The organism is Aquabacterium sp. (assembly GCF_035476535.1).
Lineage (GTDB): Bacteria > Pseudomonadota > Gammaproteobacteria > Burkholderiales > Burkholderiaceae_C > Pseudaquabacterium.
The window spans coordinates 25,646-38,484 of the sequence record NZ_DATILJ010000125.1; the positions used below are offsets into that span (position 1 = coordinate 25,646).

Below are 12,839 nucleotides of genomic sequence, written 5' to 3' on the forward strand. Positions count from 1 at the left end.
CCGGAGACAACACCATGCTGCTCAGCGACGACCACCGTGCGGTGCAAGAAGCGGTTCGCGACTTCGTGCAGGCCGAGATCGCGCCGAGAGCCGCGGCCTGGGACAAGAGCCACCACTTCCCGGCCGCCGAACTGAAGGGCCTGGCCGCGCTGGGTTGCTACGGCGTGGCCGTGCCCACTGACTACGACGGCGCTGGCCTCGACTACCTGGCGCTGGCCCTGATGCTCGAAGAAATCGCCGCCGGCGACGGCGCGACCAGCACGGTGGTCAGCGTCAACAACTGTCCCGTCTGCTCGATCCTGATGGCCTTCGGCAACCAAGACCAGAAGCAGCGCTTCCTGAAACCGCTGGCCCGCGGCGACATGCTGGGCGCCTTCTGCCTGACCGAGCCGCATGTCGGCTCGCAGGCCGACGGGCTGCGCACGACGGCCGTGAAAGAGGGTGACCACTACGTCCTGAACGGCGTCAAGCAGTTCATCACCAGCGGCAAGAACGGCGATGTGGCGATCGTCATGGCCGTCACCGACAAGGCCGCCGGCAAGCGCGGCATCAGCGCCTTCGTGGTGCCCACGACGACACCCGGCTACAGCGTGGCGCGCATCGAGGACAAGATGGGCCAGCATGCCAGCGACACCGCGCAGATCAACTTCGACAACTGCCGCGTGCCGGCCGAGAACCTGCTGGGCGAAGAAGGCCAGGGCCTGAAGATCGCACTGTCCGGGCTGGAGGGCGGGCGCATCGGCATCGCGTCACAAAGCGTCGGCATGGCGCGAGCGGCCTTCGAGGCGGCACTGGCCTACAGCAAGGAACGCACGGCCTTCGGCACGGCGATCTTCAACCACCAGGCCATCCAGTTCAAGCTGGCCGAGATGGCGACGAAGATCGAAGCCGCGCGCCAACTGATCTGGCATGCCGCCAGCCTGAAGGACGCCGGCCGCCCCTGCCTGAAGGAGGCCGCGATGGCCAAGCTCAACGCCAGCGAGATGGCCGAAGCCGTGTGCTCGGCGGCGATCCAGGTCTTCGGCGGCTACGGCTATGTCAGCGACTTCCCGGTCGAGCGCATCTACCGCGACGTGCGCGTGTGCCAGATCTACGAAGGCACGTCTGAAGTGCAGAAGATCCTGATTGCGCGGGCGCTGGCCTGATCTTCAGTCCGCCACCTCGATGCGGTTGCGTCCCGCGTCCTTCGCCCGATAGAGCGCTGCATCGGCCCGCGCGATCACGCTCTCGGCGCTGTCGTCCACCGAATGCGCCAGCGCGATGCCGACGCTGATGGTGGTGCCCAGCGATTCGGCGCGCACCAGCACGCGCAGGCGCTCGGCCAGCGCGATGGCCTGCTGCGACTGGGTGTCGGGCAGCAGCAGCAGGAACTCTTCGCCGCCGACGCGGCCAACCACGTCTTCGCCGCGCACGTGGCTTTGCAGCAGCGTGGACAGGTGCATCAGCACGCTGTCGCCGGCGGCATGGCCGAGTGTGTCGTTGATGCGCTTGAAATGGTCGATGTCGATCACCAGCACCGCCAGCGGTGCCTGCGTGCGGCGGTGGCGCAGCCACTGGCGTTCCAGCTGCTCGGTCATCGCGCGGCGGTTGAACAGGCCGGTCAGCGGGTCGCGCACGGCGGCCTGCTGCAAGCTGGCCACCAGGCGCTGCGTCAGCAGCACGAAGAAGCCGAAAGTGAACAGCGCGCTGCCGCTCAGGTAGAGGTACATCAGCGCGATGTTGCCGCTGACGCCCAGATGCATTTCGATGGGCTCTTTCCACAGCACGACCTGGCGCAGTCCCAGGCCGATCAGGACCAGCCCGATGACGATCGCGGGCAGGCAGATGGCGAGCATGACCTTGCGGCCGAACTCCTGTGCCAGCGCCGGGCGGATGACGGCGGCCATGCGCAGCATGATGAAGGCTTGCGCCCCGTAGGCCAGCGTGACGCGCAGCGGAGCCCACTGTTCGCTGGGGCCGATCAGCGCAATCATGCCCAGCACCGGCAGCAGCACCGCGAGTTGTTCCCGGTCGTAACGGTCGAGCCCCAGGAACTGCTCGGTACCGCGGCGCATCACTGCAAAGCCCAGCACGGCGATCATGTTCGCGCCGTTGTAGAACAGCCAGAGCCGCGGCTCGCTGCGGGCGCCGGCCAGTGCCAGTCCCGCGCCCAGCAACAGCATGAAAAGCGCCCAGTGCGCCACGGCGGAACGGGATTCGCGCAGCATCAGGCTGCTCAGGCCCCACAGCAGCGCATGCAGGCCCATCTGGTAGGCCACCAGCCACAGCAGCGGAGGTATGTTCAGGTCCGTCATCAGCGGGCGAGACTGTAAAGGAAGCCGCGCCTGGCCAACCAGCGCCGCAAACCCGCGGCCGGCGGCGGGGCGGGCCGGCAGGCGGCAGGGCGCTGCACGAGTCTCATGCCGCATTGTCGGTGCTGCGGCCGGCCGCGCCGCGCGCCTCGCATCGTTACCGATGGACACGCGCGCGGCAGCGGGCTAGCGTGCCGCCATGCACTCGCCGATCGACTTCTACTTCGACTTCTCGTCGCCGTACTCCTATATCGCCAACGAATGGATCGACGCGCTGGCCGCGCGCCATGGCCGCATGGTGCGGCGCCACGCCATCCTGCTGGGCGTCACCTTCCAGGCGGCTGAGCTGCGCAGCCCGGTGGATCATCCGCTCAAGCGGGAGTACAGCCTGCGCGATTTTGCGCGTTCAGCGCGCCACGAAGGCCTGCCTTTCGTGATGCCGGAGCCCTTCCCGATCCCCACGCAGAATGCCGCGCGGGTGTTCTGGTGGCTGCACGATGTGCAAGGCCCGGACGTGGCATCGCACTGGACCCGCAGCGCCTTGCGCGCGTATTTCGTGCGTGGCGTGCCGCTCAACGAGCGCGCGGCCTTGAAGGCGCTGGCGGCCGAGTCCGGGCTCGATGCCGAAGCCGCCGAACGCGCCTGGAACGACCTGGTGTGGAAAGACCGGCTGCGCCTGGCCAACGAGCAGGCAGTGGCCGCCGGCGTGTTCGGTGCGCCCTATTTCATCGTCGACGGGGAGCCCTTCTGGGGCAATGACCGCAAGCCGCAGATCGAACGGGTACTCACCACGGGACCCTTCTGACCCTTGCGCCGGTCCGTCGCCGGACAATGGGCCGATGAACGAAGCGCATCCGCACATCACATGGACCGACAACGAAGGCCAGGCGCAGCAGGCGCGTTGGCTGTCGCTGGCCGGCCACCCGCCGCCCAAGCGGGTGCGGGTGGTCGATGACAGCCTGAACGCCGATGCGGCCTACAAGCTGGCCTGCGAAGGCACCGGCCTGCTGTGGGTGGGTGACTTCCACAATGCGCGGCAGTTGCTGCAGGCGCTTGGCCGGCGCATCGACAGCAAGGCCGAGCGGGGTGCCAAGCGTGGTGCCGGTATTGCCAAGCCCGCCGCCCATCTGAAGGACGCGTTCCATGCCCATCGCCAGGCCCAGGCGCTGCGGGCGCGGGTGCTGGGCATGCTGCTGCTGCCCTTCGAGTCCGACCACGGCGTGCCGCTGCGCCGCGCCCCGGACGTGCGCCAGGCCGGGCTGGAGGCGCATGGCGCGATGGCCGAGCACTACGTGGCATCGCTGCGTGAACTGCAGGGCCTGATCGGCGCGTTCGAGTGGCGCAAGAAGGGCGTGGAGATCCCCGCGTTGAAGGACCGCATCCACCCGCACCACGGCGTGTTCTCGCCGGTGCGCGGCGAGTATGTCGAGCTGGTGGCCCAGGCGCCGCTGCCGGCGGCCTCGAAGAATGCTGGCGCCTTCGACATCGGCACCGGCACCGGCGTACTGGCCGCGGTGCTGGCACGGCGCGGCGTCAAGCCGCTGCAGGCCACCGACCTGGACCCGCGCGCGCTGGCCTGTGCGCAGGACAACCTGGCCCGGCTGGGCCTGGCCGAGCGGGTGAAGCTGGTGCAAGCCGATCTCTTCCCGAAAGGCAAAGCCGGTCTGATTGTCTGCAACCCGCCCTGGGTGCCGGCGCGGCCGAGTTCACCGCTGGAATCCGCCGTCTACGACCCCGACAGCGCCATGCTGCGCGGCTGGCTGGCCGGCCTCGCCGCGCACCTGGCGCCGGGCGGCGAAGGCTGGCTGATCCTGTCCGACCTGGCCGAGCACCTGGGCCTGCGCAGCCGCGACGAGCTGCTGGGCTGGATCCACGACGCCGGCCTGCAGGTGCTGGGCCGGCTGGACACCCGCCCGGCGCACCGCCGCGCCGCCGATACCAGCGACCCGCTGCATGCGGCACGCTCGGCGGAAGTCACCTCGCTGTGGCGGCTGGGTGCGATGACTCGGCCGTGAGTGCGCGCGCCCGCCGGCCATAGGCGGCCGGGCTCTCGCCGGTCAGCCGCTTGAAGATCTTGGCGAAGGCCGCGCGGTCTTCGTAGCCGACGGCCCAGGCCACCGTCTCCACCGTTTGCCGGCCGTCGCCGAGCTGGGCTTCGGCGGCGGTCACCCGCACACGTTGCAGGTAATCGATCGGCGTCAGGCCGGTGGCCGCCTTGAAGCGGCGCAGGAGCGTGCGCGGCGAACAATGGGTGCGCTCGGCCAGTTGCTCCAGCGTCACGCTGTCGGCGTAATGGCCATCGAGCCAGCGCTGCAGCCGCTGGATCGCGCCATCACCATGGCCGCCGGCGGGCACGCGCGGCGCATAACGCAGTTGCGTTGTGCGCAGGTCGTCGATCACCAGCAGGTTGGCCACCTGGCGTGCCAAGCCCTCGCCGCCGCACAGCCGCACCAGGTGCAGGCACAGGTCCAGCCCGGCATACGCGCCGCCCGAACAGCAGACGTCGCCGTCCTGTGTCAGCAGTGCGTCGATGGCCAGGCGCACCTGCGGGAAGCGCCGGCGGAACAGCGCCTCCAGCGTCCAGTGCGTGGTGGCGCGGCGGCCATCGAGCAGGCCGGCAGCGGCCAGCACGAACGCGCCGCTGCACAGGCTGGCGAAGCGCGGCGGCGCCGCGCGGGTGGACGACGCAGCGCCTGCAGCGTTGGTGCGCCGGCCGCGGCGCAGCCGCAACCAGTCGATCAACTGCCGGTTGTCGGCAATCACCGCATCGAGCTGGTGGCCCACCGCCGGCACCAGCAGCAGGTCGGCTCGTGCGGCGCCGTCCAGCCCGCCGTCCACGTTCAGCCGGCCGAGCGGGCTGTCGATCGGCCGCGCATCAATGCTGATGCGCTGCAGTCGGAACAACGGTGCTCCGCCCGGCGCCTGGCTGGCCACCTGGTTGGCCAGTTGGAAGACGTCCAGCGCCATCGCCAGGCTGGACGGCACGGTGCTCGGGCACAGCAGCAGCGCAATCGTGATCATGCGGATTCGCAGAAACGGAGGAGTGTGGCGCTATTAGACACGTTTATGTCGATCCGGCCAACGCCATGCGCGCGCCATGCGGCGCACAATCCCGCCACACTGGAGACCCTGATGCATGCCAACGCTGAGCTCTTGACCCGTTTCTACAGCGCCTTCCAGCGCGGCGATGCCGAGACGATGGCCACCTGCTATCGCGCCGATGCCAGCTTTTCCGACCCGGTGTTCACGGCGCTGAAGGGCGCCGAGGTCGGCGACATGTGGCGCATGCTGACCGCGCGCGCCAAGAATTTTTCACTGAGCTTCGATGGCATCGAGGCCGACGCGCAGCAGGGCCGTGCGCACTGGGTGGCGACCTATCTGTTCAGCGGCACGGGCCGCATGGTGGTCAACGACATCCAGGCCAGCTTCACCTTCCGCGACGGCCGGATCCTGCAGCACCGTGACCAGTTCGACCTCTGGCGCTGGACGCGCCAGGCGCTGGGCGCCAAGGGCCTGCTGCTGGGCTGGACGCCGCTGGTGCACAACGCGGTGCGCAAGCAGGCTGCGCAGGGCTTGGCGGCCTATCGCAAGAACGGGCGTTGATCCGGGGGCAATGATCGGCCAGGGCCTTCACCGATCGGTCACACGCGGGTCACCGCCCCGTCATCGGCGCTGCTGAACATCGCGGGCTTGCCAGCCCAACCGAGTCCAGCCGACCATGACCGAAGCCCGTACCCTCCGCCGCGCCCTTGGCGTGCTCTCGTTGACCGCCCTGATGTCGGCCACGCTGGTGGCCTGCATGGGCGGTGACGATCCCGAGCCGCTGCCGACGCTGGACGGCCAGCAGCCGCTGGTGGTGGGCCATCGCGGTGCCGGCGGCTACCTGCCCGAGCACACGCTGGAGGCCTACCAGAAAGCCATCGACCAGGGCGCCGATGTCATTGAACCGGACCTGATCTCGACCCAGGACGGCGTGCTGATCTCGCGCCACGATCCGAACCTCGCCTACAGCACCAATGTCGCCAGCCTGCCGCAGTTCGCCGACCGCAAACGGGTGGACTGGCTGGTCGACGGCGAGAAGCAGACCGGCTGGTTCGCTCATGACTTCACGCTGGCCGAGATCAAGCAGCTTGGCGGCATCTCGACCGATGCCGAGCGGCCGCAGCAGTACAACGGCCTGTACAAGGTGGTGACTTTCCAGGAGATCATCGACCTGGCCAAGGCCCAGAGCACCAAGCTCGGCCGCACGATCGCGGTGTACCCCGAGACCAAGAACCCGACCTATCACCGCGACCTCGGCCTGCCGCTGGAAGAGAAGCTGGTGGCGATGGTCACGGCGGCCGGCTGGAACAGCAAGACCGCGCCGATCTACGTGCAGAGCTTCGAGCCGGGCAGCCTGAAGCGGCTGAAGACGCTGGGACTGGCGACGAAGCTGATCCAGCTGATCGATGCCGACGACTACAACCTGAAGACCGGCGGCCTGAGCTACGCCGCGCCCTACGACCGTCCCTACGACTGGTTCAAGGCCGGCGATGCGCGCCTGTTCAGCGCGATGGTCACGCCCACCGGCTTGGCCGAGATCAAAACCTATGCCGACGGCATCGGCCCGTGGAAGCCCTACATCGTGCCGATGAAGGGCACGCTGGACGCGGCCGGCAACCTGCGCGACGTCAATGGCGACGGCAAGGTCGACCTGCGCGACGCCACGTCGCAGGCGCCGACCACGCTGATCGCTGACGCGCACAAGGCCGGCCTCTTCGTGCACGCCTACACCTTCCGCAACGAAGCGCGCCGCCTGGCGGGTGACTACAAGGGTGACCCGAAGGCCGAGTACATTCAGTACTATCGCCTGGGCCTGGACGGCCTGTTCTCGGACTTTCCGGACACTGCGGTCGCCGCGCGCACGGACTACCTGAAGGAAACCGGCCGCTGAGCGACCGGTTCCGGGCGGCGCCGGACAGCGCGGTGCCGCGCATCCTGCCGGCTATGCGCCGGTGCGGATGATCGAGAACGCCGGCTGCAGCGGCCCGTCGGCGCCGGTTTTTTTCAGCAGGCCGATGATGATCTGCCAGTGCTCGTCGGTCATCATGCCGGACACGATGAAGGACCGCGGCGGCAGGCCCGCCGGCAGCAGGTTGACGAAGGCCCAGCCGATGGCGGGGTTGTTGGGCACGCTGAAGAAGCTGCCTTGCTCCACCGGCTTGCCGGGGGCACTGAGCTTGTAGGTGCCCTGGTTGCCGACATGGCCGGCGTCGAACTTGAAGTTGATCTGGGTGGCGGCCACCGGGTCTTCCGACCACAGGAAACTGCCCTCCAGGCCGGTCAGGGTCTGGATGTCGTCGGATCCATGCCAGCCGGCGGCACCGGCGATCGCTTCCTTGACGGACTTCTTGTAGTCCTGGTGCAGACGGTTCACTGCTGTCGATCCCAGCGTGCTCTCGCGCAGCACCTTGTCGACGAATTCCGCATTCACAGAGGGTTTGTGTGCCATTGCAGGCTCCTTTCAGAATCTTTCCCTGGATGGGATTCACGGGCCAGGCCCGCAATCAACACGAGGGGCATCATCTCTTTCCGCATCGTGGTGACGCTGCCTTGGCAAGTTATCCCGCTGCAAGCTTGGCGTGCAGACCGGCCAGCGTCCAGTGCCGTATTGCAAGCTCTTGAAAGCGTCGTTCCGCGTGGCGCAATGGGCACGCGGTGCGAGGGGTGAGCGCACTGCTAGCATCGCCCGATGCTGCGAATCATCAAGTGGACCCTGCTGCTGCTGTTGACCTTGGTGCTGCTGGCGGCCGCGCTGCTGGCTCACACCTGGTACTTCAAGCCATTGCGGCTGGACTGGTTCTACACCCGTGTCTTTGCGTCGTTTGCACTGGACAAGCCGGAGCTGCTGTCCAGCCTGCGCATCCTGCCCGGCTGGGCGGATTTCTACAGCAGCCGGCTCGACGATGCCTCGCCGGCAGCCGACGAACGCGGCGCGAAGCTGGTGCGCGAAGGCTACGCGACGCTGCAGCGCTACGACCGTGATGCGCTGGACCGCGAGGGCCGGCTGTCCTACGACACGCTGGCCTATTTCCTGCGCATCCAGGTCGAGGGCGAGCCCTGGCTGCACCATGACTTCCCGGTGAACCAGCAGTTCGGTGTGCAGAGCGACCTGCCGAACTTCATGACCCAAGTGCACCAGGTCAACAACCTGGCGGACGCGCAGGCCTACATCGCGCGGCTGAACGCCTTTCGCGAGAAGTTCGCGCAGCTGCTGGAGAGCCTGCGCCTGCGCGAAAGCAAGCAGGTCATTCCGCCGCGCTTCACGGTGGACAAGGTGCTGCTGCAGATGCAGGGCTTCATCCAGCCCGCGCCCCAGGACCATTCGCTCTACACCAGCTTCCGCGACAAGCTGGACAAGCTGCCCGAGGCCGAACTGGATGCCGCCACGCGTGAGCGGCTGCTGGCGCAGGCGGCCGGCGCCGTCGAGCAGCAGGTCTATCCGGCCTATCGCTCGCTGATCAGCTACATGCAAGCGTTGCGGCCCAAGGCCGACGGCAACCACGGCGCCTGGCACCTGCCCGACGGCGAGCGCTATTACGCCTGGTGCATCCGCCAGCACACCACCACCGACATGACGCCGCGGCAGGCGCATGAACTGGGCCTGGCCGAAGTGGCACGCATCAGCGCGCAGATGGACGAGATCCTGAAGGCCCAGGGCCTGGCCCAAGGCACGGTGGGCCAGCGCGTGCTGCAACTCGCGGCGCAACCCGCGCAGCAGTATCCGAACACCCCGGAAGGCCGCGCGGCGATGCTGGCACGCTACCAGGCCATCATCGACGAAGCCAATGGCAAGCTCGATACCGCCTTCGATGTGCGGCCCAAGCTGGGCATGGAAGTGAAGGCCGTGCCCGAGTTCGCGCAGGCCACCGCGCCGGCGGCCTACTACCAGGGCGGCGCGTTCGACGGCACGCGCCCCGGCGTGTTCTACGCCAACATGCGCGACACCACCGAGACGCCGAAATTCGCGATGCGCACGCTGGCCTACCACGAGGGCATTCCGGGGCATCACTTCCAGATCGCCATCGCGCAGGAACTGCAGGGCGTGCCCTTCTTCCGCCGCGTGCTGCCCTTCACCGCGTTTGCCGAAGGCTGGGCGCTGTATGCCGAGCGCCTGGCCTGGGAGCTGGGCTTCGAGCCGGAGCCGCTGGACAACCTGGGCCGGCTGCGCGACGAGATGATGCGTGCCGTGCGCCTGGTGGTCGACACCGGCATCCACGCCCAGCGCTGGACGCGCGAACAGGCCATCACCTACATGCGGGACAACACCGGCATGGCCGAGGCCGATGTGGTGACCGAGATCGAACGCTACTTCGTCAACCCCGGCCAGGCGCTGGCCTACAAGGCCGGCATGCTGAAGATCCTGGCGCTGCGCGAGAAAGCAAAGCTGGCGCTGGGCGCGCGCTTCGACCTCAAGCAGTTCCACAACGAGGTGCTGACCCACGGCGCGCTGCCGCTGGTGGTGCTGGAGCGCGTGGTGGACGACTGGATCGCGAGCCGCAGGATGTGACCCACCCCCGGAGCGCCTGCGGCCGCTTGGCGGTGCTTCAGCTGTGCGAGCGGCTTCGCAGCGTTGTCCAGCCCAGCAGGCCCAGCGCCGCGAGCACCAAGGCCAGGCTGGCCGGCTCCGGCACCGCGCCGACGGTGATGCTCAGGCGGTCGCCGGCGTGCAGGTCGGCGGTGGCGAGGGTCCAGTCGGTGGCGCTGCCGGTGGCCAGCGGGTCGCCGATGTGGATGTCCAGGTATTCGGCCGGCGTGAAGTGCAGCCAGGCCAAGCCGCCGTTGACATCGATCTGCGTGCTACCACCGAAACTGCGCGTCACGCTGCCGCTGCTGTCGAAGCTCGACAGGCTCAGCATCAAATACAGGTGTTCCAGCCCGGTGCCGGTGAGGTTGCGCACGACGGCATTGAAGTCCAGCGGCGCGGCCAGGTCGCCCGCCGTCAGTTCGTAGTCCAGCCGCACCGAATCGGCGCTGGCCAGGTCGGCGTCGAATGAGATCAGGCCGGTGCTGCTGTAGTCGGCCACCACGCTGGCGCCGGTGGTCGATGAGCCGACGAGCAGCGCCGCCGAAGCGGGCAGGCAGGCCGCCAGGCCCAGGGCCGCGGCAATGAGGAGTTTCTTCATGGGGGTCAGGTCCTGAGAGGAATGAGTGCGGGAGGGCTGCGCGTTCACGGTGTTCACAGCGAGCCGTTGGCCCACGGGCCGGTGATGGCCAGCGTGACGCCGGGGCCTTGCAGGTTGGCGAACAGCACGCGGCCATCGGGGCTGAAGCAGGCGCCGCACCATTCGGTGTTGCGCAAGTTGCCGCTGGCGGCGGCCGGCTTGCCGGCGGCGGTCAGCTGGGCCGCCGTGAAGTTGTAGTTGTTCTTCGCGAAGATCGACGAGCCGCCGTTGGGGTGCACCACCATCAGCCGCTGCTGCGTGACCGCCGGCCCGCTGTTCGGCCCGCTGTTGCCGCCGTCTTCGCAGAACAGCACGCCGCCGCGCGGGCTGATGCACAGGTTGTCCGGCGAGTTGCCGACGCTGATGTCGTTGCTGACGAAGATCGCCTTCAGCACGCCCGAGGCCAGGTCCAGCGCCCAGATGCGGCCGGCGCGCGCGGGGCTGGTGGTGACCTGCTTGTCGGTGAAGAAGACCACGCCGTTGGCGACCCAGCAGCCTTCGTTGGCGCCGAAGATCGCCGCGCCCTTGGCATAGGCCTGCAGGTAGGGGCCGCTGGCCGAGACCGTGCCCAGCACCGACGCCAGGTTGGCGCCGTCCAGGTCCGGGTTGGCGATGTCCACCCACTCGACGTCGAACTCCTGGCACAGCGTCGGGCCGCGCAGATCGGCATTCATCACGTTGCGCAGCTTCAAGCCCTGCAACTGGCCGCCGGCCTGCAGCGAATGCAAGCCGCCCTGCAGATTGGCCGGCCGGAAGCGGTACAGCGTGTTGGCATTACCCTGGTCCTCGGTCAGGTACCAGTAGCCGGTGGCCGGGTCGATCGCGCAGGCCTCGTGCGCCATGCGGCCCATGCCGACGATGGGGTTCGTGCTGGCGGCGTTCAGACTCGTGTCCGCCGGGACCTCGAACACATAGCCGTGGCGCTTGCCGGTGTCGCTGACGGTGTTGCTGCGCACTTCTTCGTTGGTCAGCCATGAGCCCCAGGTCGAACAGCCGCCGGCGCAATTGCGGTAGGTGCCGCCGAAGGAGGCGTAGCTGCTGACCCACTGGCCGTCGCGGAACACCAGGTTCGAGGTGCCGCCGAGCTGGTAGCCGGTGATGCCGGACGCGGTGCGGCCGGTGTCGTACTTGGCCACCGACGCGCTGCCGGCGCCGATGATGGCCGCTGCGCTGCTGCCGTTGGACAGCTCGTGGTTGCGCACCAGCACGATCTCGGTGCTGCGGCCGACCCGGCGCTGCAGCACCACGCCCATGCCGTCGTGGTTGCTCGGCGTGGCCAGCCCGTCGGCCATGATGTCGCCGCGCCAGCCGTAGGACTTGTAGCTGAAGCCGGGCGGCAGCTCGATCAACGGCAGGCCGGTCGTCAGGTCATTGACCGGCGCCACCGCGCCGTAGGGGCTGTCGAGCAGCACCGACGCGGTGGCGGCGTTGCAGGCCGCGGCTTCGGCGACGCGGCTGGCCAAGGCGGCGATCGGCCCGCCGAAGGCGGCGGCAATGGCGACCGAGCCGCCTTTGAGAAGTTGGCGTCTCGGGTTCGAATGGGGTGTGGCTGTCATGGGGTGTCCCTCGTTACTGCGGATGGCCGCGGCGCGGCGCCGGCAGAATGAACGAGCGCGATGACCACCGCGTGTCACGACGATGTCGCCGCCCCGTTCATCGGGCCTGGCCGCCGAGGCCCACCCCCGAAGCCCACCACCCAAGCCGACAGCCAAGGAACCGACGATGGACTTGATCGACTACCTGCGCATTCAGGCCCACGCCAACCGGCTGGCCAACCACCGCCTGCACGCAGCCATGCGTCCGCTGACGCGCGAGGCGCTGCATGCGCCGCGCACCAGCTTCTTCCCCAGCCTGATGGCCACGCTGCAGCACATCCTGGCGGTGGACGTGTACTACATCGCCGCGCTGTACCGCGAGGCCGACATGGCCGCGCAGTACGACGCCGTGCCGAGCCACGACGACCTGCAGACGCTGGCCCCCGCCCAGGCCGCCGCGGACCAGCGCCTGATCGACTTCTGCGAGCGCCTGGATGCCGCCGCCGCGAATGCCGAGGTGCAGCTGCAGCGCGGCGACCATGTGCAGCGCGACCGCGCCGCCAACGTACTGGCCCACCTGCTGAACCACCAGGTGCACCACCGCGGCCAGGTGCATGCCATGCTCGCCGGCACCGCCACCGCGCCGCCGCAACTCGACGAATTCATGATGCCCAGCGAGGCGCACCTGCGCACGGTCGACATGGCCGCGCTGGGCTGGCAGGAGGCGTTTGTTTACGGCCGCTGAAGCGCTGGCCCGATCTGCCCGCAGGGGTCGAGAACTCCGATACCGTCGCCACCGCGACTGCGGG

The 12,839-nt window shown here is 68.6% G+C and carries 12 protein-coding genes; 7 read left to right on the top strand and 5 right to left on the bottom strand.

Annotated features, from left to right (window positions below):
- The first annotated feature begins 14 nt into the window (after positions 1 to 14).
- Positions 15 to 1,145, top strand: a complete 1,131-nt coding sequence (locus VLK61_RS12610; RefSeq protein ID WP_325421657.1) for an acyl-CoA dehydrogenase family protein — start codon at positions 15 to 17, stop codon at positions 1,143 to 1,145.
- Between the two features lie 3 nt (positions 1,146 to 1,148).
- Here the strand turns inward: VLK61_RS12610 and VLK61_RS12615 are convergent, their stop codons facing one another.
- Positions 1,149 to 2,294 (bottom strand): GGDEF domain-containing protein, encoded by a 1,146-nt coding sequence (locus VLK61_RS12615; RefSeq protein ID WP_325421659.1) that lies wholly within the window; start codon positions 2,292 to 2,294, stop codon positions 1,149 to 1,151.
- Positions 2,295 to 2,490: 196 nt separating this feature from the next.
- Here VLK61_RS12615 and VLK61_RS12620 point away from each other — a divergent pair, with 196 nt between their 5' ends.
- On the top strand, positions 2,491 to 3,096 hold the full coding sequence (locus VLK61_RS12620; protein ID WP_325421661.1) for a 2-hydroxychromene-2-carboxylate isomerase: 606 nt from the start codon (positions 2,491 to 2,493) through the stop codon (positions 3,094 to 3,096).
- 34 nt (positions 3,097 to 3,130) lie between these two features.
- Positions 3,131 to 4,306 (top strand): class I SAM-dependent methyltransferase, encoded by a 1,176-nt coding sequence (locus VLK61_RS12625; protein ID WP_325421663.1) that lies wholly within the window; start codon positions 3,131 to 3,133, stop codon positions 4,304 to 4,306.
- Here the strand turns inward: VLK61_RS12625 and VLK61_RS12630 are convergent.
- Positions 4,266 to 5,312: a GlxA family transcriptional regulator gene (locus tag VLK61_RS12630; protein WP_325421666.1), complete on the bottom strand. Its 1,047-nt coding sequence runs from the start codon at positions 5,310 to 5,312 to the stop codon at positions 4,266 to 4,268. The genes VLK61_RS12625 and VLK61_RS12630 overlap by 41 nt on opposite strands.
- Before the next feature lie 108 nt (positions 5,313 to 5,420).
- Between VLK61_RS12630 and VLK61_RS12635 the strand changes: the two genes are divergently transcribed.
- Together VLK61_RS12635 and VLK61_RS12640 are read left to right on the top strand one after the other, a co-directional pair.
- Complete coding sequence (locus VLK61_RS12635; RefSeq protein ID WP_325421759.1) at positions 5,421 to 5,894, top strand: nuclear transport factor 2 family protein; 474 nt, start codon at positions 5,421 to 5,423, stop codon at positions 5,892 to 5,894.
- A 115-nt stretch (positions 5,895 to 6,009) separates the two neighbouring features.
- A complete protein-coding gene (locus VLK61_RS12640) occupies positions 6,010 to 7,224 on the top strand; it encodes a glycerophosphodiester phosphodiesterase (RefSeq protein WP_414636807.1) in 1,215 nt (404 codons plus the stop codon).
- A gap of 51 nt (positions 7,225 to 7,275) precedes the next feature.
- On the opposite strand, the gene VLK61_RS12645 is transcribed toward VLK61_RS12640, so the two are convergent.
- Positions 7,276 to 7,782 carry a hypothetical protein gene (locus VLK61_RS12645; protein WP_325421668.1) on the bottom strand — a complete coding sequence of 169 codons (507 nt, stop codon included), beginning with the start codon at positions 7,780 to 7,782 and terminating at the stop codon, positions 7,276 to 7,278.
- 240 nt (positions 7,783 to 8,022) lie between these two features.
- Here VLK61_RS12645 and VLK61_RS12650 point away from each other — a divergent pair, with 240 nt between their 5' ends.
- Positions 8,023 to 9,840 carry a DUF885 domain-containing protein gene (locus VLK61_RS12650; RefSeq protein ID WP_325421670.1) on the top strand — a complete coding sequence of 606 codons (1,818 nt, stop codon included), beginning with the start codon at positions 8,023 to 8,025 and terminating at the stop codon, positions 9,838 to 9,840.
- Between the two features lie 37 nt (positions 9,841 to 9,877).
- Here VLK61_RS12650 and VLK61_RS12655 read toward each other — a convergent pair whose 3' ends face one another.
- Complete coding sequence (locus VLK61_RS12655; RefSeq protein ID WP_325421672.1) at positions 9,878 to 10,456, bottom strand: PEP-CTERM sorting domain-containing protein; 579 nt, start codon at positions 10,454 to 10,456, stop codon at positions 9,878 to 9,880.
- 53 nt (positions 10,457 to 10,509) lie between these two features.
- Positions 10,510 to 12,051, bottom strand: a complete 1,542-nt coding sequence (locus tag VLK61_RS12660) for a PhoX family protein (protein WP_325421674.1) — start codon at positions 12,049 to 12,051, stop codon at positions 10,510 to 10,512.
- A 166-nt stretch (positions 12,052 to 12,217) separates the two neighbouring features.
- Between VLK61_RS12660 and VLK61_RS12665 the strand changes: the two genes are divergently transcribed.
- Positions 12,218 to 12,775, top strand: a complete 558-nt coding sequence (locus tag VLK61_RS12665) for a DinB family protein (RefSeq protein ID WP_325421676.1) — start codon at positions 12,218 to 12,220, stop codon at positions 12,773 to 12,775.
- The last annotated feature ends 64 nt before the right edge of the window (positions 12,776 to 12,839 follow it).

What these genes read in the sequence shown, in the direction of transcription:
- VLK61_RS12610 (WP_325421657.1), top strand. Translation starts at nt 15, where the DNA reads ATGCTGCTCAGCGACGACCACCGTGCGGTGCAAGAAGCGGTTCGCGAC.
- VLK61_RS12615 (WP_325421659.1), bottom strand. Translation starts at nt 2,294, where the DNA reads ATGACGGACCTGAACATACCTCCGCTGCTGTGGCTGGTGGCCTACCAG.
- VLK61_RS12620 (WP_325421661.1), top strand. Translation starts at nt 2,491, where the DNA reads ATGCACTCGCCGATCGACTTCTACTTCGACTTCTCGTCGCCGTACTCC.
- VLK61_RS12625 (WP_325421663.1), top strand. Translation starts at nt 3,131, where the DNA reads ATGAACGAAGCGCATCCGCACATCACATGGACCGACAACGAAGGCCAG.
- VLK61_RS12630 (WP_325421666.1), bottom strand. Translation starts at nt 5,312, where the DNA reads ATGATCACGATTGCGCTGCTGCTGTGCCCGAGCACCGTGCCGTCCAGC.
- VLK61_RS12640 (WP_414636807.1), top strand. Translation starts at nt 6,010, where the DNA reads ATGACCGAAGCCCGTACCCTCCGCCGCGCCCTTGGCGTGCTCTCGTTG.
- VLK61_RS12645 (WP_325421668.1), bottom strand. Translation starts at nt 7,782, where the DNA reads ATGGCACACAAACCCTCTGTGAATGCGGAATTCGTCGACAAGGTGCTG.
- VLK61_RS12650 (WP_325421670.1), top strand. Translation starts at nt 8,023, where the DNA reads ATGCTGCGAATCATCAAGTGGACCCTGCTGCTGCTGTTGACCTTGGTG.
- VLK61_RS12655 (WP_325421672.1), bottom strand. Translation starts at nt 10,456, where the DNA reads ATGAAGAAACTCCTCATTGCCGCGGCCCTGGGCCTGGCGGCCTGCCTG.
- VLK61_RS12660 (WP_325421674.1), bottom strand. Translation starts at nt 12,051, where the DNA reads ATGACAGCCACACCCCATTCGAACCCGAGACGCCAACTTCTCAAAGGC.
- VLK61_RS12665 (WP_325421676.1), top strand. Translation starts at nt 12,218, where the DNA reads ATGGACTTGATCGACTACCTGCGCATTCAGGCCCACGCCAACCGGCTG.